General features: G+C 71.3%; 20 protein-coding genes. 10 read left to right on the top strand and 10 right to left on the bottom strand.

Going from position 1 to position 19,403, the window contains the following annotated elements; all coding sequences use genetic code 11:
• Positions 1-2 precede the first annotated feature (2 nt).
• The gene (locus ACWEVP_RS09100; protein WP_452062075.1) at positions 3-632 is read right to left on the bottom strand and encodes a TMEM175 family protein; all 630 of its coding nucleotides are present in this window, start codon (positions 630-632) and stop codon (positions 3-5) included.
• Positions 633-700: 68 nt separating this feature from the next.
• On the opposite strand from ACWEVP_RS09100, the gene ACWEVP_RS09095 reads away from it, so the two are divergent.
• Positions 701-2,386 carry a lyase family protein gene (locus tag ACWEVP_RS09095; protein ID WP_452062074.1) on the top strand — a complete coding sequence of 562 codons (1,686 nt, stop codon included), beginning with the start codon at positions 701-703 and terminating at the stop codon, positions 2,384-2,386.
• Positions 2,387-2,504: 118 nt separating this feature from the next.
• Complete coding sequence (locus tag ACWEVP_RS09090; RefSeq protein ID WP_452062073.1) at positions 2,505-3,497, top strand: SCO0930 family lipoprotein; 993 nt, start codon at positions 2,505-2,507, stop codon at positions 3,495-3,497.
• Positions 3,498-3,507: 10 nt separating this feature from the next.
• Here ACWEVP_RS09090 and ACWEVP_RS09085 read toward each other — a convergent pair whose 3' ends face one another.
• Entirely contained in the window at positions 3,508-4,176 is a 669-nt protein-coding gene (locus tag ACWEVP_RS09085; RefSeq protein ID WP_452062072.1) for a DUF4383 domain-containing protein, read from the bottom strand.
• Between the two features lie 190 nt (positions 4,177-4,366).
• Between ACWEVP_RS09085 and ACWEVP_RS09080 the strand changes: the two genes are divergently transcribed.
• Positions 4,367-5,260, top strand: coding sequence for a hypothetical protein (locus ACWEVP_RS09080; RefSeq protein ID WP_452062071.1), 894 nt, complete (start codon positions 4,367-4,369; stop codon positions 5,258-5,260).
• 3 nt (positions 5,261-5,263) lie between these two features.
• Here the strand turns inward: ACWEVP_RS09080 and ACWEVP_RS09075 are convergent, their stop codons facing one another.
• The gene (locus ACWEVP_RS09075; RefSeq protein ID WP_452062070.1) at positions 5,264-6,472 is read right to left on the bottom strand and encodes an alpha/beta hydrolase; all 1,209 of its coding nucleotides are present in this window, start codon (positions 6,470-6,472) and stop codon (positions 5,264-5,266) included.
• 146 nt (positions 6,473-6,618) lie between these two features.
• Complete coding sequence (locus ACWEVP_RS09070) at positions 6,619-7,581, bottom strand: alpha/beta hydrolase (RefSeq protein WP_452062069.1); 963 nt, start codon at positions 7,579-7,581, stop codon at positions 6,619-6,621.
• 150 nt (positions 7,582-7,731) lie between these two features.
• On the opposite strand from ACWEVP_RS09070, the gene ACWEVP_RS09065 reads away from it, so the two are divergent.
• Together ACWEVP_RS09065 and ACWEVP_RS09060 are read left to right on the top strand one after the other, a co-directional pair.
• Positions 7,732-8,181, top strand: coding sequence for a MarR family winged helix-turn-helix transcriptional regulator (locus tag ACWEVP_RS09065; protein ID WP_452062068.1), 450 nt, complete (start codon positions 7,732-7,734; stop codon positions 8,179-8,181).
• Positions 8,178-9,020: an SAM-dependent methyltransferase gene (locus tag ACWEVP_RS09060; RefSeq protein ID WP_452062067.1), complete on the top strand. Its 843-nt coding sequence runs from the start codon at positions 8,178-8,180 to the stop codon at positions 9,018-9,020. The genes ACWEVP_RS09065 and ACWEVP_RS09060 overlap by 4 nt, the downstream gene beginning before the upstream one ends.
• On the opposite strand, the gene ACWEVP_RS09055 is transcribed toward ACWEVP_RS09060, so the two are convergent.
• Positions 9,017-9,955: a patatin-like phospholipase family protein gene (locus ACWEVP_RS09055; protein WP_452062066.1), complete on the bottom strand. Its 939-nt coding sequence runs from the start codon at positions 9,953-9,955 to the stop codon at positions 9,017-9,019. The two genes, ACWEVP_RS09060 and ACWEVP_RS09055, sit on opposite strands and share 4 nt — an antisense overlap.
• Before the next feature lie 104 nt (positions 9,956-10,059).
• On the opposite strand from ACWEVP_RS09055, the gene ACWEVP_RS09050 reads away from it, so the two are divergent.
• From ACWEVP_RS09050 to ACWEVP_RS09040, 3 genes are read left to right on the top strand one after another with little or no spacing between them, the layout of a single operon-like run.
• On the top strand, positions 10,060-10,614 hold the full coding sequence (locus tag ACWEVP_RS09050) for a PadR family transcriptional regulator (protein ID WP_452062065.1): 555 nt from the start codon (positions 10,060-10,062) through the stop codon (positions 10,612-10,614).
• Positions 10,614-12,617, top strand: coding sequence for an FAD-dependent oxidoreductase (locus tag ACWEVP_RS09045; RefSeq protein ID WP_452062064.1), 2,004 nt, complete (start codon positions 10,614-10,616; stop codon positions 12,615-12,617). The genes ACWEVP_RS09050 and ACWEVP_RS09045 overlap by 1 nt, the downstream gene beginning before the upstream one ends.
• Positions 12,618-12,667: 50 nt before the next feature.
• The gene (locus tag ACWEVP_RS09040) at positions 12,668-13,621 is read left to right on the top strand and encodes a prephenate dehydrogenase (RefSeq protein ID WP_452062471.1); all 954 of its coding nucleotides are present in this window, start codon (positions 12,668-12,670) and stop codon (positions 13,619-13,621) included.
• On the opposite strand, the gene ACWEVP_RS09035 is transcribed toward ACWEVP_RS09040, so the two are convergent.
• Together ACWEVP_RS09035 and ACWEVP_RS09030 are read right to left on the bottom strand one after the other, a co-directional pair.
• On the bottom strand, positions 13,622-13,825 hold the full coding sequence (locus tag ACWEVP_RS09035) for an antitoxin (RefSeq protein ID WP_452062063.1): 204 nt from the start codon (positions 13,823-13,825) through the stop codon (positions 13,622-13,624).
• Between the two features lie 23 nt (positions 13,826-13,848).
• Positions 13,849-15,816 (bottom strand): FUSC family protein, encoded by a 1,968-nt coding sequence (locus ACWEVP_RS09030; protein ID WP_452062062.1) that lies wholly within the window; start codon positions 15,814-15,816, stop codon positions 13,849-13,851.
• A 68-nt stretch (positions 15,817-15,884) separates the two neighbouring features.
• On the opposite strand from ACWEVP_RS09030, the gene ACWEVP_RS09025 reads away from it, so the two are divergent.
• Positions 15,885-16,322, top strand: coding sequence for an SRPBCC family protein (locus ACWEVP_RS09025; RefSeq protein ID WP_452062061.1), 438 nt, complete (start codon positions 15,885-15,887; stop codon positions 16,320-16,322).
• A gap of 119 nt (positions 16,323-16,441) precedes the next feature.
• Positions 16,442-17,188: a polysaccharide deacetylase family protein gene (locus tag ACWEVP_RS09020; protein ID WP_452062470.1), complete on the top strand. Its 747-nt coding sequence runs from the start codon at positions 16,442-16,444 to the stop codon at positions 17,186-17,188.
• Here the strand turns inward: ACWEVP_RS09020 and ACWEVP_RS09015 are convergent.
• The 3 genes from ACWEVP_RS09015 to ACWEVP_RS09005 all read right to left on the bottom strand — a co-directional run bounded on the left by ACWEVP_RS09015 (position 17,185) and on the right by ACWEVP_RS09005 (position 19,348).
• Positions 17,185-17,658, bottom strand: coding sequence for a carboxypeptidase regulatory-like domain-containing protein (locus tag ACWEVP_RS09015; protein ID WP_452062060.1), 474 nt, complete (start codon positions 17,656-17,658; stop codon positions 17,185-17,187). The genes ACWEVP_RS09020 and ACWEVP_RS09015 overlap by 4 nt on opposite strands.
• Positions 17,655-18,260: an RNA polymerase sigma factor gene (locus ACWEVP_RS09010; protein ID WP_452062059.1), complete on the bottom strand. Its 606-nt coding sequence runs from the start codon at positions 18,258-18,260 to the stop codon at positions 17,655-17,657. Before ACWEVP_RS09010 ends, ACWEVP_RS09015 begins: the two co-directional genes overlap by 4 nt.
• Before the next feature lie 392 nt (positions 18,261-18,652).
• Entirely contained in the window at positions 18,653-19,348 is a 696-nt protein-coding gene (locus ACWEVP_RS09005; RefSeq protein WP_452062058.1) for an SGNH/GDSL hydrolase family protein, read from the bottom strand.
• Positions 19,349-19,403: the final 55 nt, after the last annotated feature.

The following is a 19,403-nucleotide window of genomic DNA, read 5'->3' as shown; positions in this document are numbered from 1 at the left end:
GCTCAGGCTCGGCGGAGCCGGATGAGGAGGGTGCCCACGAGCGGGATGACGATCCAGCACGCGTAGGCCCAGTGCGTGAAGAAGGCCACCGGGATCGAGGCGGCGAAGGCGGCGATCATCGTGCCGAGCCCGCGGTAGAACTCGCCGAAGAGCTCCGGCGGGGTGTCCGCACGGTAGAGGCGGTGACGCTGGATTTGCCGGGTCATCACGACGAACAACGTGAGCGCGACGACCTGCACGAGCGCGTACAGGACGAAGCGGAACTCGAACCCGCCGTCTTCGGCGAGCACCTTCGTGGCGAAGGGCATCAGCACCATCGTCAGCGACCACCCGAAGGTGAGTCGCAGGAGCCCGGCGCGCACGGTGGCGACGTGGTGGAACAGGCGGTGGTGGGCGCGCCAGTGGCCGCCGATCACGGCGAAGCTGATGAGGAAGGAGATGTATTCGGAACGATGATGCCCGAGTGACCGCAGCAGCTCGGCGCTGGTAGCGCCCTCCGGCAGGGGCAGCTCGAGCGCGAGCAGGGCGATCGCGACGGCGACGACGGCGTCGGAGAAGAAGGTGAGGCGCTCGGCGGCGAACCCGCGGGTCTCGCCCGCGGCAGTGTCCGCGTCGGGCGTGGCGCTACTCATGGCGGGTGAGCTTGCCAGAGGCGGCTGTGGGAAGGCAGCCGATTCTGGGTGCGTGCGATGCTGACGCCATGACCGTCGACCCCGATTCCGGACTCCTGTCCCCGGTGCGGGCCGGTACGCCGGCCGAAGCGTCGACCGGTGACGAGGCCTGGTTGCGCGCCATGCTCGACACCGAGGCGGCGCTCGCCCGGGCGCAGGCTCGGCTCGGGACGGTGCCGTCCGAGGCCGCGGACGCGATCACGGAGGCCGCGGGCAGCGCGCGCGTCGACGTCGTCGAGCTGGCGCGGGAGTCGCGGGCGACCGCGAACCCGGTGGTCGGGCTGGTCAAGGCGCTGACGTCGGCCGTCGGCGCGATCGCGCCCGAGGCCGCGGAGTACGTGCACCGCGGCTCGACCAGCCAGGACGTCTTCGACACGGCGATGATGCTGGTCGCCGACCGGACGCTGCGGCCGCTGGTCGCCGACCTCGACGCGACGGCCGAGGCGCTGGCCGCGCTGGCGCGCGAGCACCGGGACACGACGATGGCCGGCCGGACGCTGACGGCGCACGCGGTGCCCACGACGTTCGGGCTCAAGGCCGCGGGCTGGCGGCAGCTGGTGCTGGACGCGGCCGTCCGGGTCCGGCGCGTGCTGGAGGGCGGGCTGCCGGTGTCACTGGGCGGCGCGGGGGGGACGCTGGCGGCGTACGTGGAGTACGCGCGGCTGGCCGACGCCGAGCGGGCTGGGCACGCGACGGGGGCCGCGGGCAGTGGGCAAGGCGAGGTGGCAGGGGAAGCGGGGCAATCCGGCCCGGCCGGCGCGGCCAGCGCCGGCGAGCCGGAGGGCGGGGGCGGGGGCGGGGGCCAGGATCTTCCCGAGGCGCCCGTCGATGCCGGCGGCAACGGCGTCCGAGCCGCCGACGCTGGCGGCACCAGCGGCCGGGCCGCCGACGCTGACGGCACCAGCGGCCGTCTCGCCGACGGCGGCGGCAACAGCGAGCGGGCCGCCGACGCCGGCAGCACCAGCACCCAGGCCGTCGACGACGGCTATGCCGAACGACTCGTCGCCGCGTTCGCCGAGGAGACCGGGCTGGCCGCGCCCGTGTTGCCGTGGCACTCGCTGCGCACGCCGGTCGCCGATCTCGCCGGGGCGCTCGCGTTCGCCGCCGGGGCGCTGGGGAAGGTGGCCGTCGACGTCGCCACTCTCAGCCGGACCGAGCTCGGTGAGGTCGTCGAGCCCGCCGCCGAGGGGCGGGGTGGCTCGTCGGCGATGCCGCACAAGCGCAACCCCGTGCTCGCGACGCTGATCCGGTCGGCCGCGCTGCAGGTGCCCGTGCTGGCCGCGGGCGTCACGCAGTCGATGCTGACCGAGGACGAACGCTCGGCCGGGGTCTGGCACGCCGAGTGGCAGCTGGTGCGCGAATGCCTCCGGCTGACCGGCGGCGCCGCGCACACCGCCGTCGAACTGGCGCGCGGGCTCACCGCTCAGCCCGGACGGATGCGGGCGAACGTGGCGTCGACGCACGGGCTGATCGTTTCCGAACGGCTCTCGGCCGTCCTCGCGCCGCTGCTCGGCAAGGCGAAGGCCAAGGAGCTGCTCGGCGAGGCGTCTCGGCGCGCGGTCCGTGAGGACCGGCCGCTGCGGGACGTGCTGGACGAGGTGCCCGCCGTCACCGGCGTCCTCACCCCGGCGGCGCTGGACGCCCTGCTGGACCCGGCCGCCTACACCGGGGCCGCGGGGACGCTCGTCGACCGTGCGCTGGGCGGCACCTTCTGACCTGGGGCGGAACCGCGGCGAAAATTCTTTGAACCGCCTCCGGCGGGGGTCCGTGTAGTGGGTATCAGGCAGCCGCACCGAGCGGCGGGAAACCCCAACGGACACAAGGAGAACTTCCATGCTTCGCACGCGCATCGCCGTCTCCGTCGCCGCGGCGGCAGCCGGGCTGGCAGTGCTCACCGCTTGCTCGGGTGCCGAAACTGCTCAGCCGGTCATCGCCCCCGCAGCGGCGGGCGGCACCGGTGGCGGCCAGATCGCCAACGGGCAGGTCGGGAACGCCGCCCCGGCGTCGAACGAGTCGAAACTCGTCGTCGCGGACGTCGCGAGCGTCGGGCAGGTGCTCACCGACCAGAACGGCATGACCCTCTACCGCTTCGACAAGGACACGGCCAAGCCGCCGAAGTCCAATTGCGACGGTGACTGCGCCAAGGCCTGGCCGCCGATGCTGGCCACCGGGGACGTTCAGGTGCAGGGGGTCGACAAGAGCCTCGTCGGGAAGGTCACGCGCTCCGACGGCACCGAGCAGATCACCGTCGGTGGGTGGGCGCTCTACCGCTACGCCAAGGACACCAAGGCCGGCGAGGCGACCGGCCAGGGCGTCGGCGGCGCCTGGTACGCGGCCAACGCCAAGGGCGGCAAGGCCGGGCAGGCCGCGAGCGAAGCCGGCACCGTCAAGCTGAGCGCCAGCAACATCGACGGCCTCGGCGAGGCGATCGTCGACCAGAACGGCATGACGCTCTACCTGTTCCAGAAGGACACCAAGAAGGCCAAGACGTCCGCCTGCAACGGTGACTGCGCCAAGACGTGGCCGCCGGTTCTCTCCAACGGCAAGGTCGAGCTGCAGGGTATCGACTCGAAGCTCCTGGGCAGCATCAAGCGTTCCGACGGCACCGAGCAGGTCACCATCGGCGGCTGGCCGGTCTACACCTTCTCGAAGGACCTGAAGCCGGGCGACGCGAACGGCATGGGCGTCAACGGCACCTGGTTCGTCATCGAGCCCAACGGCTGCAAGGTCGGTACCACCCCCAGCTCCACCGCCAACCAGGCTCCGGCGGCTGACAGTGGAGCCGGGAGCAGCAACAACTCCGGCTCGGGCGGCACGACCTACTGAGCTACCACGACTAGTGGGCGAGGCCCGGCGGACGCTCTTCGCGAGCGACCTCCGGGCCTCGCTCGTTGTGGTCACGACGCAGGAACGACCGGCGGCGCGGACGCTCGTCGGAAGTGACGACGCGGTCGGTCGCGGCGGTGCGGTCCGTGGCGGCCACGCGGTCGGTGTCGGCGACGCGGTCGGTGCGCTGCTCGACGACCGTCGGCTCGTCGACGGTCTCGTCCTCGGGGACGAGGATCGTGCGGCGGGCCGGCAGGACGGCGATCAGCAGGCCGAGCGCGGCGACGCCGAGGTGCAGCCAGGTGTCGGCCGGGCCGAGGTCCATCGGGTTGCCGACGTTCGCGAACGGGTTGGTCGAGATGAGGCCGTCGATCATCAGGCCCCACACGAACAGGGCGCCGTAGAAGAGGAACATCAGCCAGCCGAACGTGCGGGCGCGGCCCGAACCGAACGCCAGCAGCAGGCCGACGACGCCGGTCACGACGCGGACCAGGCTCATGAGCGGGTTGCCGGAGAACCGCCAGAACCCGGCGTCGTGGTGGCCGGCGAAGTTCCCTACCCCGGTCCTGCTGAACCCGATGATGCCGACGACGAGGAACGCGATCCCGGCCAACCCGGCCAGCACCTGCGCCGGCTGCAGGCCGCGAACCCGGATGCGTGCGCCTTTCGCGTGAGTCATGACTCCAGTCCTTCCCAGAGTGTGGTGACGATCGTCACCGCACACAGGTACCCAGCGCACACAGTCAGCGAAACGACGGTGCTTGCCCGCAGGCCCCGGGAGCGTTCCCGGATCCGGGCCGGTTCGAGACCTATCCCACAAACTCACCCGATCCGGGGAACGCCGGAGCGCGCTGCCGGCAATCCGGAGCATGCGCAAGCTGAGCGGCATCTTCCTGGTGGGACTGTGTGTGGGGGCGATCGGCGCGGTGGCGGTCACGATCAGTCACGGCGGAGCCCGGCCGCCCAAAGCGATCGCCGTCACAGAAGTGCTGACAACGATGTCGGATTCGGCGAGCGCGAGCCCCGAACCGAGATCGACACCGACACCGACGCCGAGTCCGTCGACGCCCAAGCCGACGGCCAAGGAGGAGCCGCCGTCCAAGGTGGACGCCGACGACCTCGACCGGCTGGTGGCCGGGGGCGAGGTCAGCGCCGTCGTGTTCGACCGGCAGCGCGGGGCGGCGACGGTCTCGGTGCACGCGGACCGCGCGTACACCTCGGCGTCGCTCGTGAAGCTGCTGATCGCGCTGGCGGTGCTGGACCGGGGCGGTCCGGTGGCGGACGTGCAGCGGATGTTGTCCCGCAGCGACGACGACCTCGCGAGCCGGTTCTGGTCGGCTTACGGCGGGCCGTCGATCGTGACGGGCTGGGCCAAGAAGATCGGCCTCACCGGCACTCGCGCGCCCGAGGACCCGGGGCGGTGGGGTGACACGCGGATCACGGCGAAGGACGTGGTGAAGATCTACCAGTACGTGCTGGCGCACGCGCCCGGCTCGATCATGGCCGCGCTGCGCGCCGCGACCGAGCGGGGTTCGGACGGCTTCCGGCAGTACTTCGGCATCCCGGACGCCGCCGACGGCAGGCCGTGGGCGGTGAAGCAGGGCTGGTCGTGCTGCGCTCCGACGCGGATGCTGCACACGTCGGGCCTGGTCGGCGAGGACGACCGGTACATCGTCGTGGTGCTGACCGAGCACCCGGCCTCGGTGAGCTATGCGACGGCTTCGAAGCGCGTGACGGCGGTGGTCTCGGCCCTGCTGGGCTGAGCGCTACTGGTCGGTGTCCGCCAGCGCTCCGTGCGCGCCCGATCGGGGCAGCGGCCACGGCAGCACCCCGCCGGTCGTCTCGGCCTGCCGTCCCGCCGGGGCCGGGGCCGAGGTGTGCGCGCCGATCCAGGCGAGTACGTCGGGGATCTGCGACTTGAAGGTGTTCATGTTGTGGCCCGCGTCCGGAACCCGCCAGGACGAAAACTGCAGCGGGGGCTTGGCCGCCGCGCGGATCTGGTCGATCGCGAAGCTCTCGTAGCTTTCCTTCTCCCCCGAAATCGCCAGGATCTCCACCGGCGACGGGTGCAGGCGGACGTTCACCCGGACGTTGTTGGCGTCGTTGATGTCCTGGCGGCCGTGGAACAGGTCCTCGGTCTCCGCGTCGACCTGGGCCTTGTCGTAGCCGCTCACGCTGACCGCCTGGCCGTACCACTGCGGGTGGCGCGTCACCAGGTTCATCGCGCAGTAGCCGCCCGAGGACCAGCCCGCGATCGTCCACGCGCGGCGGTTCGCCGACACGCCCAGCTTCTGCAGGGCCCAGTCGCGCAGGTCCGCCGTCAGGTAGGTGTCGTTGGCCGTTCCGTTGACCTCGTCGACGCATTCGGTGTCGTGGCCGACCTTCGGGACGCCGGTCGGGTCCGGGACGATCACCACCGTCGGCGGCAGGACGTGCTTGGCGATCGCCGCGTCGAGCTGCTCCGGCATGTGGTAGCCGCTCGTGAAGACCTCGGGGCCGGACGGGTAGTTCGGGATCCACTCGATCGCCGGGAACCTCAGTTCCTTGAACGCCGCGTCGAAGTACTGCGGGGGCAGGTAGACCGTGACGTCGCGGGTCAGCTTGGTGCGCCGGCCGGTCACCTTCATGTGGACGACCGTGCCCTTGCCCTCTTTCGCGTGCGCCACCCCTGTGTCGCGCAGCTTTTCGAGGTCTTCGCCGTTCTGCGACGCCTCGGCGTCGGTGCCCTGCCCGGCGTACGCGCCGGTGCCGAAGAGCGAGCCGACGGTCGGGAAGAACCCGCCGATCAGGTTGCCCGCCATGCCGGTCGTGAGGACCAGGAGCACGACCGCGAGCAGGATCGTGGCGCTGCGCCACAACCGCTTGCGCTTCCAGCGGTCCCAGAACCACGGGACGGCGATGATCGCGAGCAGCGTCAGCACGACCACCACGATCATGTTGACCGGCGAATCCAGCCGGATGCTGCTCAGGTTCATGGGTCGGTCCTTCCGGGCGGGCAGTGAATGCGCACCCGGAACCCCCCGGACTCGCGTATATATCACGTTTGAGCCCACGGACAAGTTGCGGCCCTGTGACTTCTGTCATAGGGCCGCAACGCACGCCGAACTCAGCGTTTTCTCAGTTATTTCCCCAAAGCGCGGGTCAGCACGGTGATCGCCTGGGTGATCGCGGCCTCGGCGGCCTGGGTCTCGCGGAGCGCGTTGACCATCACGAAGTCGTGGATGATCCCCTGGTACCGCACGGCCGTGACGGGCACGCCGGCCTGACGCAGCTTCGCCGCGTACGCCTCACCTTCGTCGCGGAGCACGTCCGCCTCGCCGGTGATCACCAGCGCCGGCGGCAGGCCGGCCAGCTCGTCGAGCGACGCGCGCAGCGGCGACGCCGTGATCTCCGCGCGCTGGGCGGGATCCGTCGTGTACTGGTCCCAGAACCACTTCATGCCTTCGCGGCCGAGGAAGTAGCCCTCGGCGAACCGCGTGTACGACTCGGTGTCGAAGTTCGCGTCGGTCACCGGGTAGAAGAGCACCTGCTGCTTGAAGGTGACGTCGCCGCGCTGCTTGGCCAGGATGGTCAGCGCCGCGGTCATGTTCCCGCCGACGGAGTCGCCCGCGATCGCGATGCGCGAAGTGTCCAGCCCCTGCGAAGCGCCGTCCGAGGCGATCCACTTCGCGACGGCGTAGCTCTGCTCGATGGCGACCGGGTAACGCGCCTCCGGGGAGCGGTCGTACTCGGGGAAGACGACGGCCGCGCCGACGCCGGCCGCGAGTTCGCGCACGAGCCGCTCGTGGGTGTGGAAGTCGCCGAACACCCAGCCGGCGCCGTGGATGTAGAGGATCACCGGAAGCGGGCCCTCGACGCCGGCCGGCTTGACGATCCGGGTCTCTACCTCGCCGGTCGGGCCGCCCGGCACCCGCAGCACCTCGATCGACGCGTCGGCCATGGCGACGTCGCCGTCCTGGACGCCGTCGACGGCCTTGCGCCCCTCGGCCGGGGGCAGCTGGAACAGGTACGGCGGGGTGTCGGTGGCCTCGGCGAACGCCTGCGCGGCCGGTTCGAGGGCCAGGTTGTGCGGGTTGGCGGTCATGTCGTCCTCCTCGGTTCGAACTGGTGCCATCAAAGTAGCTCGCAACTTAGTTGTGCACAACTGAATGACACGCAATGAGATGCAGGGCACTTAAGTTGCCGCGCAGCACGATGTCGGGGAGCATGGAGAGTTACGAGAGAGGAGGACGCCATGGCATCGCTGCGACTGGACGACCAGCTCTGCTTCGGGCTGTACTCGGCGTCGCGCGCGGTGACAGCGCTGTACCGGGTCGTCCTGGAAGACCTCGACCTGACCTACCCCCAGTACCTGGTGATGCTGGCCCTCTGGGAGCGGGACCACCGGCTGGTGAAGGAACTCGGCGCCGAGCTGAACCTCGACTCGGGCACGCTTTCGCCGCTGCTCAAGCGGCTCCAGACCGCCGGGCTGGTGGTGCGCAACCGGCAGGCCGACGACGAACGCTCGGTCCGCGTAAGCCTGAGCGACACCGGGAAAGCGTTGCGCGAGAAGGCCGAAGGCATCCCCGACGTGATCGGCACGGCGATGAGCCTCGACGACGCCGGCGTGGCCCGGCTGCGCGCCGAGCTGGACCGCCTGACAGAGTCGGTGAACGCCTATCGGGAGGCAACGGCACCGGCATGATCAACCACGACGACGCGCTGAAGGCCGTCGAAAGCAGCCTCGACCGGCCGTCCGCGGCGCGGATCTACGACTACTTCATCGGCGGGAACACCCACTACGCGATCGACCGCGAGTTCGCCGAGAAGGTCCGCGACCGGCTGCCGCTGATGGGCGAGTACTGCAAGACGAGCCGGCAGTTCCTCGGCCGCGCGGTGCGGCAGTGCGTCCGGGAAGGCATCCGGCAGTTCGTGGACATCGGCTCCGGCCTGCCCACCGCGGGCAACGTGCATGAGGTCGCCGACGAAGAGCGCGACGAACTCGACACGCGCGTGCTCTACATCGACAACGAGCCCATCGCGCTCGCGCACTCGACGCTGCTGCTCGCCGACACCGCCGATCCCGAGCGCCACCACGCCATCGCCGCGGACTTCCTCCAGCCGGAAGACCTTTGGGACCGCGTCACCGCCTCCGACGTCATCGACGTGCGCGAGCCGGTCGCGCTGGTGATCAACGCGGTCATGCACTTCATCAAGGACGAGCAGGAGCCGGACGAGCTGCTGGCGTTCTACCGCGACCGGCTGCCGCCGGGCTCGCTGCTGGTGCTGTCGCAGATGACGAACGAGAACCCGGTCAACGAGGACGAGCGGCAGGCGCTGATCGACCTGCTCGAGTACTACGAGACGACGACGAACCCCGGTTTCCTGCGGCCGATGGCCGAGTTCGAACGCTTCTTCGGCGGCTGGCCGCTGCTCGAACCCGGGCTCGTCTACGCGCCGGCGTGGCACCCGGACGAGCAGACCGTGTTCGCCGGATCGCCGTCGGAGTCGCGGGTGATCGGCGGCGTCGCGCGCAAGCCCTAAGAGGCTTCGCGCAGGCTTTCCAGCACGTCGAGGACCGCGCTCTTGCCCAGTTCGACGGCCTTGCGCAGCACCTCGGGATCGCGCTCCAGCACGGCCACGTCCGGGGACCCGGCCGGCGGGCGGATGCTCAGGATCCGCGGGTCCGATGCCAGGGTCTCCTCGTCCTCGACGTCGCGGCGGTAGGTGTCGCGCCACGCGGGGATGGCGCCCGGGGCCTGGCGGCGCAGGAACCGCGGCACGACGACGTCGTAGGCGCGCGGGGGCGGCAGCGGCAGCTCGTCGGCGCGGCGGGTGCGCAGCACCAGGACGTCGGTCGCGTCCTGGGCCAGCGCCGTCCGGTACGGGATCGGCTCGGCGACGCCCGCGTCGACGAACCGGCGGCCGGCCATCGGGATCGGCGGACCGGCCAGCACCGGCATGCACGACGACGCCGCGAGCGCGACCTTGATCGCGTCGACGTCGTCGAGAAAGGGGTGCAGGTCGGTCGACTCCCCCGTGTCCGCGTCGGTGGCGAGCGGGTGGAACGTGACCGGGTTGGCCAGGATGGCCGGGAAGTCCATCGGTTCCAGCACCGAATACACCTGGTGGACGAGGTACTCGAGGTCGATCACCGCGCGGCCGCGCAGGGTGTGCAGCGGGTTGATGATCCGGCGCATGACGACCGGGTTCCACCACGTCCGGACGCCGGTCGAGGAACAGCCGCTGAGCAGCCACGCGCCGTTGAGCGCGCCGGCCGATGAGCCGTAGACGGCGTCGAACACCGGGACGGCGCCGAGCTCGTCCAGCGCGAGGGCCATGCCGCTGGAGTACGTGCCGCGGCTGCTGCCGCCTTCGATGGCGAGCGCGAGACGTCGGCCGTCCGTGCGTTCTCCCGGGACACTGCCCGCCGCCATCCGTTCGGAGATCAGTTCGAGTACCGGGTGCACCCCTCCCATCCTGGTCGTTTCCGGCCCGGAGTCGACCCGATTTATCCCACCCGGCAGGGTGAAGTGATGCGCGCCTCGTTGCACTGCAACTCGTTGCATAGCACCCTCGGACCATGGCACTGGAGCACGCGATCCTCGTCTCGCTGTCCGAGCGCGCCGGCTCGGGCTACGAGCTGACGCGCCGGTTCGAGAAGTCGATCGGGCTCTTCTGGAGCGCCACCCACCAGCAGATCTACCGCGTGCTGAAGCGGATGGAAGAGGCCGGCTGGGTCGCCGTCGACGTCGTCGCGCAGTCGGGGCGGCCGGACAAGAAGGTCTACACGGTCAGCGAGAGCGGCCGCGCCGAACTCGTCCGCTGGCTGGCCGAGCCGGACCCGTCCGCCGGGCCGGTGGAACTCGCCGTGAAGATCCGCGGCGCCACCTTCGGCGACCCGGCCAAGGTGGCCGAAGAGATCGTCCGGCACCGGGCGGCGCACGCCGAACGCCTCGACGTCTACCGCCAGATCGAGAAGCGCGACTTCCCCGCGCCCGCGGGCCTGCACGGCCGGCACCTGCACCAGTACCTGGTCCTACGCGGCGGCATCCGCGTCGAGGAGGGCCAGGTCGAGTGGTTCGACGAAGTCCTCCGAGCCATGGATGCCGCCCTCCACCACCCCAAGGACGCCTGATGACCCCGTACCCGAACTTGCTGTCGCCGCTCGACCTCGGCTTCACGACGCTGCGCAACCGCGTCCTGATGGGCTCGATGCACACCGGCCTCGAGGACAAGGCCGCGCACTTCCCCGAGCTGGCCGAGTACTACGCCGAACGCGCCCGCGGCGGCGTCGGCCTGATCGTCACCGGCGGGTTCGCGCCGAACAGGACCGGCTGGCTGCTGCCGCTCGCCTCGAAGCTGACGACGTCCGCCGAAGCGAAGCAGCACCGGCAGCTCACCCAGCCGGTGCACGACGCCGGCGGCAAGATCGCGCTGCAGGTCCTGCACGCGGGCCGGTACGCCTACCACCCGCTGAGCGTGTCCGCGTCGAGCATCAAGGCACCGATCAACCCGTTCCGCCCGCGTGGCCTCACCAACCACGGGGTCAAGCAGCAGATCAACGCCTTCGCGAACTGCGCCGCTCTCGCGCGCGAAGCGGGCTACGACGGCGTAGAGATCATGGGCTCCGAGGGCTACCTGATCAACCAGTTCCTCGCCGAGCGCACCAACAGGCGCACCGACGCCTGGGGCGGCTCGCCCGAGAAGCGGCGGCGGTTCGCCGTCGAGATCGTCAAGCGCACCAGGGAAAAGGTCGGCGACGACTTCATCATCGTCTACCGGCTCTCCATGCTCGACCTCGTCGAAGGCGGCCAGCGCTGGGAAGACGTCGTCGCGCTCGCCCAAGAAGTCGAGGCCGCCGGCGCGACCATCATCAACACCGGCATCGGCTGGCACGAGGCCCGGGTGCCGACGATCGTGACGTCGGTGCCGCGCGCCGCGTTCACCTGGGTCACCGGGAAACTCAAGCCGCACGTCGGGATCCCGGTCGTCACGTCGAACCGGATCAACATGCCGCAGGTCGCCGAGGAAGCCTTGAGCAGCGGCGACGCCGACCTCGTGTCGATGGCGCGCCCGTTCCTCGCCGACCCCGAGTGGATCCGCAAGGCCGAGACCGGCCGCGAAGACGAGATCAACACCTGCATCGCCTGCAACCAGGCCTGCCTCGACCACGCGTTCAAGCGCAAGCTCGTGTCCTGCATGGTGAACCCGCGCGCGGGCCACGAAACCACGCTGACGCTGGCGCCGACGCGGCGGGCGAAGCACGTCGCCGTCGTCGGCGCGGGTCCCGCCGGGCTGTCCGCGGCGACCGCGCTCGCCGAACGCGGGCACGAGGTCGAGCTGTTCGAAGCCGACGACGAGATCGGCGGCCAGTTCGGCATCGCGCGGAAGATCCCCGGCAAGGAGGAGTTCGCCGAAACGATCCGCTACTACCAGCGGCGCCTCGAAGTCACCGGCGTGAAACTGCACCTCGGGACGCGGGCGAAGGCCGAAGACCTCACCGGCTTCGACGAGGTCGTGCTCGCCACCGGCGTCGCGCCGCGCGTGCTGTCGCTGCTCGGCATCGACCACCCCAAGGTGCTGTCCTACGTCGACGTCGTGAAGCACGGCAAGCCGGTCGGCGAGCGGGTCGCCGTCATCGGGGCGGGCGGGATCGGCGTCGACGTCAGCGAGTTCCTGACGCACACCGGTTCGCCGGCCCTCGACGCGTGGATGGCCGAGTGGGGCGTAACCGATCCGGAGCGGGCGGCGGGCGGGCTCACCGAGCGGAAGCCCGAGCCGTCGCCGCGGCAGGTCTACCTGCTGCAGCGCAAGAAGTCCGGGATCGGTTCCGGGCTCGGCAAGACGTCGGGCTGGGTGCACCGGGCCGCGCTCAAGGCGAAGAAGGTCGAGCAGCTCACCGGCGTGACCTACGAGAAGATCGACGACGCCGGCTTGCACATCACCGTCGACGGCGCGCCGCGGCTCCTCGAGGTCGACACGGTCGTCGTCTGCGCCGGTCAGGAACCCGTGCGCGACCTCGTCGGCGCGCTGCCCGACGGCCTGCCGGTGCACCTGGTCGGCGGGGCCGACATCGCCGCGGAACTCGACGCGAAACGCGCCATCGACCAGGGAACGAGGCTCGCCGCCGCGCTGTAGCCCTTAATGCGTCCGGCCCTGGCAGGATGGGCCCCGTGCGAGACGTATGCGTGATCGGGCTCGGGCTGATCGGCGGGTCGCTGCTGCGCGCGGCGGCCGCCAGCGGCCGCACGGCGTTCGGCGCCGCAGTCTCCGAAGTGGACGCCGACGCGGCCAGCAGAGCGGGTTACGACGTCACGACGGACGTCGAAGCCGCGCTGCACCGGGCCGCCGCCGACGACGCGATGGTCGTGCTGGCCGTGCCGCTGCCCGCCGTCGAAGACCTGCTGCGCCTGGTCTCCCAGCACGCGTCGCACTGCCTGCTCACCGACGTGACCAGCGTGAAAGCGCCGGTACTGGACGCGGTCCGCCGCCGCGTGCCGTACACGCGGTACGTCGGCGGGCACCCGATGGCCGGGACGTCGAGCTCGGGCTGGCTGGCCGGGGACGCCGCGCTGTTCCAGGGCGCGGCCTGGGTCGTCGCCGTCGAGGAGGACACCGACCTCGAAGCGTGGGCCGAGGTCGCCGGGTTCGTGCTGGACGTCGGGGCGCACGTCGTCCCGCTGCCCGCGGAGTCGCACGACGAAGCCGTCGCCCGGATCTCGCACCTGCCGCACCTGCTCGCGGCCATCCTCGCCACCATCGGCGCCGAGGGCGGGCCCCTGGCCATGTCGCTGGCCGCCGGGTCCTACCGCGACGGCACCCGGGTCGCGGGCTCGAACCCGCACCTCGTGCGCGCGATGACCGAAGGGAACCGGGACGCGCTGCTGCCGATCGTCGACGAAGCCCTCGGCCGGCTCGGCGCCGCCCGCGGCTCGCTCGCGTCGACCGGCGGGCTGGCGGCCACGATCAACGCGGGGTACGAAGGCGCGCAAGCCCTGGCCGCCAGCCTCGACGTGGACCGCGCCGGCGTCCGGATCAGCCTTTCGGCACCGGACGCGCGGCAGGGCCTGATCGCGCTCGGCGAGCGCGGCGGCCGGATCACCGGCCTTTCGGACGGGATCGCGACCGGCGAGGTCCAGTAGCTACCGCGGCGTGTCCGGCGTGTCGTCGAACTTGTTGAGGAAGTCCTTGGCCTTCTCGACGCCGGTGTCGATCTGCGAGTCGTGGCCGGAGAACTTGGACTTGGCGAAGTCCGCCGCCTTGTCGAGGCCCTCCTCGATCTTGTCGTTGTGCTCGCGCAGGGCCTCTTCGGCCTTGCCCTTCAACGCGTCGAAGTCGATTCCCATGCGGCAATTGAACAGCACGAACCTCACGTGCGCCTGTGGTAGGGCAGGAACCGCCGGACCAGCCGCAACGGTGTGCGTTCCACCAGGTCGGGCCCGCGGACGGCGTCGAACGCCGACTCCAGCTGGTCGACCACCCCGGCCAGCTGCGGGCCGTCCGGCAGCGGCACCGACCGCGGCTCGCGCTGCTCGCGGATCGCCGACGCGAGTTCGTCCAGGGCCGCGGTCAGCAGCTCGACGTCACCCGGCGCGGGCGGCGGCGCACCGCGGCCGATCGTCACGCCGACTTCGGTGACCGCGTCGGCGACGCGCTCCTGCGCGGCGATGACCGGCCACCACGCCACCGCCTGCCGTCCGTTCGCGGACGGCTCGACGACGACCTGCTGGAACGCCGTCCGCAGGTCGGCCAGCGCCCGGTAGGCGCCGCGACGGGCCCGCGACCGCGCCAGCCGCGCCTCCCCGGAAGACGCCTCGACCAGCGCGCACGAGACGTACTTCGCGACCGCGTCCAGCCCGTCGGCCAGCCGGCCGCCGACCTGCGGGCGACGGCTCCCGGGCCAGAGCAGGTAGCCGAAGACGAGCACGATCACGCAGCCCAGCACCGTGTCGACCAGCCGCGCCACCACGACGTTCCAGCTGCCGGTGTTCGCCAGGTCCATCTGCAGGATGATCAACGGCGTCACGAACGCGCTGAGGATGCCGTAGTTGCGCACCTTCCCGACCGCGACGCCGCCGGCGAAGACGGCGATCAGCGCGACCAGCAGCCAGCCGTGCCCGCCGACACCGAGCACGACCGCACCCACCCCGACGCCGACGACCGTGCCGATCCCGCGCAGCACCGCGCGGCCGAACACCGACCCGAAGTCCGGCTTGAGCACGATCCCGACGGTCAGGGTGATCCAGTACGACCGCTCCAACGGCACGAGCAGCCCGACGACCTCGGCGATCGCGACGCACAGTGTCAGCCGCAGCGCGGCGATCCAGGTCAGCGGACCGGACGCGAGCGAGCCCGCCCACGTCCGCAGGCGCCGGTACCAGGGTGTCGGCTCGCGGCGCTTGCGGTCGTCGCCCTTGCCGATCCGGACCAGCCCGGCGTAGAGCGCGGCGAGCAGCGGATCGCCCTCGTCGGCGGGCATCGGCGGCGGTTCCGGCAGCGGCTGGCTGGCCAGCACCGACGCCGACAGCGCGACGAAGTGGTCGATGACGTCCTGGGGCGGGCGGCGGCCGGCGTTGACCATCGCCACCGACGCCTCGACCGCGGGTGTCGTCGCCGAGAGTAGGTTGAGCAGCTGGCGGTAGGCGGCGTCGCGGCCGGACAGCCACGAGCGCGCGGTGAGCAGCTGGTCGTAGGCGGTGTTCATGGCCGTGGTCAGCCGGTGCCGGGCGACGCGCGAGACGGCTTCGTCGTTCGCCGAGAGCATCGCGGCCAGCTCGACGTAGACGTGCGCGACGGCGGTGCGTTCGGGGCTGGTCGCCCGGAACGTCCAGCTGGCGAGCGCGACCAGGAAGCTCCACGTCGCGCCGAGGCAGAAGAAACCGAAGAGGACCTCGACGCGCACGCCGGTCGCGTGCTGGCCGGTGCCGAGGACGCAGAACACGAACATCTGCAGCCCGGCGACCGAGGCGTTGCTGCCGGCCGCGCTGATCAGCGCGGACACCGCCGCGACCAGGACCACCGCGGGCACGGACAGCGCGGGCGTGCCGCCGGTGAGCAGCCCGACGAGGTAGCCGGCGGTCGCAGCGAGCGTCGCACCGCCGAGCCGGCGCGCGCGGTAGCGGTACGGACCGGCCGATTCGGACAGCACGGCGGGCAACGCACCCGTCGAGATCAGCGCGCCGACGGCGATGTCCCCGGCCGCGTAGGCGACCGCGAGCGGCACGGCCAGCGCGACGACCGCGCGGGCGACCATGTTCCACGGCACCGGGACCGGCTTGCTGCGCAGGAGCTGGGTCAGCCAGTGCGGCGCGGCGAGGTCGGGACGCGGCGTGCTCACGCCCCCATCTTGACCTACGCTCCACGAGACGCTTAATTATCAATCTGTCAACAACGTGGGAGGTTCCGGTGGGCCGCAAGTTCTCCTTCGAGGTCAACCGCACGAGCACGGCTCCGCCGGAGGCGTTGTTCGCGCGCGAGGCGGAGGGTCCGCGCTGGGCGGAGTGGGGAAAGCCACTCATCGTCCAGGCGCGCTGGAAGCGGCCCGGCCCCGGCGTCGGCGCGGTCCGCGAGGTCGGCCTGTGGCCGGTGCTGATCCGCGAGGAGACGGTCGAGTACGAGCCCGGCCGCAAGCACGTCTACACGTTCTTCGGCGCCAACCCGATCAAGGACTACCGCGCCGAGGTGCTCCTGACGCCCGCCGCCGACGGCGGCACGCACCTGCGGTGGACCGGGTCGTTCACCGAGCCGGTCAAGGGCAGCGGCCCGATCGTGGCCGCCGGACTGCGCGCGGCGATCCGGTTGTTCTCGGGCAAGCTCGTCAAGGCGGCCGAAACCGGGCGCTGACCTGGGTGGCCCCGGCCACACAAGATCACCGGACACAACCTCGACCCCTGCTTCAACGTCACCCATTCGTGTAGTTGCACTACGCGGAAGGGGGACTTGGCATGAAGCGCGCCGCAGCCGTGGCCGTCGCCGCGGCACTGGCCTTGACGGCCTGCTCGACGAGCGAGCCGGACCGGAAGGAGTTCGGCACCAGCCAGCCGAACCCGGCCCCGGGCGGCGGCCCCGGGACGACGACGTCGGCGCCGTACCCGTTCGGCACGGTCCAGCAGAAGGCGCCGGCCGTCGAGAACGGCCAGGTCCCGGTGGTGCGCCGGATCACCACCGACAAGCCGTACGTCTTCCTCACCATGGACGACGGCGCGGTCAAGGACCCGGACGCGCTGAAGCTGATGCAGCAGAACGGGACGCACCCGGTGCTGTTCCTGAACCAGAAGTACGTGAAGGGTCACGAGGCCTACTTCAAGCAGATCCTCGACGCGACCGGCGCGACGCTCGGCGACCACACGGTCGACCACCCGAACCTCAAGGGCAAGCCGTTCGAGTTCCAGCGCAAGGAGATCTGCGACGACGCCGACGACTTCGCGACGGAGCTCGGCGTGCGGCCGTCGCTGTTCCGGCCGCCGTTCGGCAACTACGACCAGACCACGCTGCGCGCGGCGGCCGCGTGCGGGATGCGCGTCGCGGTGCTGTGGACGGCCGCGGTCAACGACGGGCACGTCCAGTTCCAGGCCGGCGACAAGCTCAAACCGGGCGACATCGTGCTGATGCACTTCCGCAAGACCTTCAAAGAGGACTACACGGCGTTCGTCGAGCAGGCGAAGAAGGACGGGCTGACCCCCGTCCCCCTGGCCGACTTCCTCGGTTAGAGCACCACCGTCGGCGTCACGACCGTCCGGCGGCACGACACGTCCCCGAGGTGCACGAGGATCTGCGTCGTCCCGCGCGGCACGTTGTCCAGCACGAACCGGCCGCCCTCGTCGGCGGTCGTGGACGTCGTGCCGTGCTCGGCGACGCGCACCTCGACGCCGTACTGGCCGGCGGGCACCAGCCAGCCGTCGATGCGGTGCAGCTTGCCCATCTTGGTCAGGTTGATCATCACCGTCAGGTCGCTGACGGTGAAGGTGATCGTCCCGGTGCCGCCGCCGCGCACGCCGGCGAGGTTGTCCAGCCGCTCCCACCGCGCGACCTCGACGTCGAGGTCTTCGAGGGCGAGCGCGAACTGGACCCGCTGCACCAGGTCACCCGGTGGCGGGTCCAGCTCGTCGAGGAAGCGGCCGATGTCGGCCAGGATCACGTCGTCGGAAAAGGCCTCGCCCGGCGCTCCGAGGTCGTTCATCGGCTTCCCCCTTCACTGGCGAGGAGATCGCGCATCTGATCGAGGCAGCGCCCCCTGGTCGGTCCGACGCTGCCGCGTGGCATGCGCAGCGCCTCGGCGACGAGCTGGTACTCCGCGCGACCCGCGAGGACGGTCAGCCGGAGCAGTTCCTGACAGCGTTGGGGCAGCCGGACGAAGGCGCGCCAGACCCGGCGGTCGCGGTCGGCGCGGACGGCTTCGTCTTCAGGTGCCGGTTGGGTGCTCGGCATGGCCTCGGCGACTTCGTCGCTCAAGGGCACCGGCTGCATGCGGCGGCCGAAGGGGTGGGTGGCTTCGCGCCGGGTGGTCGTGATGAGCCAGGCGGCGAGGGCCTTGGGGTCGCGGAGCTTGCCGAGCTGGCTGAACAGCGCCAGCCACACGGTCTGCACGACGTCCTCGGCGACCGAGCGGTCGAGGCCGTTGGCGCGGGCGACGTGCCAGACGAGCGGGGTCAGCTCGGCGACGAGGCGGTCCATCGCCCGCCGGTCACCGTCACGGGCCGCCCGCATGCACGCGGCGTGCAGCTCGGCACCGGTCAGGCCTTCCCACGGTGGGTCTACCTCTGTGGTCTGCACGTCGGTCACGGTATCTGCCCCTCTTCGGAAAAGTCTTCGAGTCGGCAACGGCAGTATCGCGGGTCCTTCGGGGGGAAGGAGCGTGCAGGTGGATCTCGGATACATCAAGTCACTTACTTCGTCGGTCGCGCGTCGGTCACATGACGATTGCGGGAGGTACCGGCCGACGCGAGCGGGTGAACCCGCGCCGACCGGTACTCCCCTCCCTCAAGGACCCGCTCCCCAACGGGCCCCGCCGGATGTCCCCTCCCCCGAAGGGCACCCGGCCTACGGTGTCCGGTAGCCCCCTCGGCTCCCGGTCACCGTGCATTTCCGAACTCGGCACCCCCTGCCTCGTTCCCATCTCCGTGCTTGGCTGCCCCACAGGACGCAGTGGCGGCACCGCCAGATACCGGAATTCCCTACTTTTTTCGAAGATCGACGCAATGCGGCCAACTGATCACAGTGAGTGCCAGATTCCGGGCCCAGCGCGCGTATCCGGCGGGTCCCGGGTGGAAGTCGTCGGAGGCGAAGGCGGCCGGGTCGAGCAGGGCGGGGTCCATCGGCGCGTGCCGGACGCCGGGGATCCGCGCCAGCGTCGCGGCCGCCCGGTCCAGCGCGGCCGAGCGGGCGGCGAGGACGTCCCGCAGCGGCCGCGGCAGCGCCGGGAAGCGGGACATCGGCGGCACCCCGGCCAGCAGGACGTCGACCGGGCCGAGCCGCCGTCGCAGGTCGACGACCAGTGCCAGAAGATCACGGCGGTAGGCGGGGCCCGTCCGGAGCTCGATGGTGTCGTTGACGCCGAGCGCGACCACGACCAGGTCGGCCGGGCGGAGCAGCGGGACCAGCTCGCTGCGGGCGACCCGGGCGTTGGCCCCGGTCCGCCCGGCCGCCTGCCAGCGGACCGCCCGCCCGCCGCGCGCGAGCTCCCGGGCGAGGCAGCCGGTGAGCGCTTCCTCGTGGTTCGCCGCGCCGACGCCGTCCACTGTGGACTCGCCGAGCACGGCCAGCCGGAACGGCTCGCCGTCGCCCGGCACGAGCCCCTCCGTCGGTCCCGCAGCGCCCGGGAGCCGCGGGGTCTTGCGCTTGACGTACAGGGCTTGGGCCAGGATCACCATCCCGGAATTAGAACAGCGGCGCGAAGCGCCTCCGTTGAGGGCGGCGGCGGGGAGG

It is taken from the genome of Amycolatopsis sp. NPDC003865 (assembly GCF_053605345.1).
This window is presented reverse-complemented; position numbering and strand designations above follow the sequence as displayed.

Bases quoted from the DNA above. Each gene is read 5' to 3' on its own strand.
- ACWEVP_RS09100 (WP_452062075.1), bottom strand. From the start codon at position 632: ATGAGTAGCGCCACGCCCGACGCGGACACTGCCGCGGGCGAGACCCGC.
- ACWEVP_RS09095 (WP_452062074.1), top strand. From the start codon at position 701: ATGACCGTCGACCCCGATTCCGGACTCCTGTCCCCGGTGCGGGCCGGT.
- ACWEVP_RS09090 (WP_452062073.1), top strand. From the start codon at position 2,505: ATGCTTCGCACGCGCATCGCCGTCTCCGTCGCCGCGGCGGCAGCCGGG.
- ACWEVP_RS09085 (WP_452062072.1), bottom strand. From the start codon at position 4,176: ATGACTCACGCGAAAGGCGCACGCATCCGGGTTCGCGGCCTGCAGCCG.
- ACWEVP_RS09080 (WP_452062071.1), top strand. From the start codon at position 4,367: ATGCGCAAGCTGAGCGGCATCTTCCTGGTGGGACTGTGTGTGGGGGCG.
- ACWEVP_RS09075 (WP_452062070.1), bottom strand. From the start codon at position 6,472: ATGAACCTGAGCAGCATCCGGCTGGATTCGCCGGTCAACATGATCGTG.
- ACWEVP_RS09070 (WP_452062069.1), bottom strand. From the start codon at position 7,581: ATGACCGCCAACCCGCACAACCTGGCCCTCGAACCGGCCGCGCAGGCG.
- ACWEVP_RS09065 (WP_452062068.1), top strand. From the start codon at position 7,732: ATGGCATCGCTGCGACTGGACGACCAGCTCTGCTTCGGGCTGTACTCG.
- ACWEVP_RS09060 (WP_452062067.1), top strand. From the start codon at position 8,178: ATGATCAACCACGACGACGCGCTGAAGGCCGTCGAAAGCAGCCTCGAC.
- ACWEVP_RS09055 (WP_452062066.1), bottom strand. From the start codon at position 9,955: ATGGGAGGGGTGCACCCGGTACTCGAACTGATCTCCGAACGGATGGCG.
- ACWEVP_RS09050 (WP_452062065.1), top strand. From the start codon at position 10,060: ATGGCACTGGAGCACGCGATCCTCGTCTCGCTGTCCGAGCGCGCCGGC.
- ACWEVP_RS09045 (WP_452062064.1), top strand. From the start codon at position 10,614: ATGACCCCGTACCCGAACTTGCTGTCGCCGCTCGACCTCGGCTTCACG.
- ACWEVP_RS09035 (WP_452062063.1), bottom strand. From the start codon at position 13,825: ATGGGAATCGACTTCGACGCGTTGAAGGGCAAGGCCGAAGAGGCCCTG.
- ACWEVP_RS09015 (WP_452062060.1), bottom strand. From the start codon at position 17,658: ATGAACGACCTCGGAGCGCCGGGCGAGGCCTTTTCCGACGACGTGATC.
- ACWEVP_RS09005 (WP_452062058.1), bottom strand. From the start codon at position 19,348: ATGGTGATCCTGGCCCAAGCCCTGTACGTCAAGCGCAAGACCCCGCGG.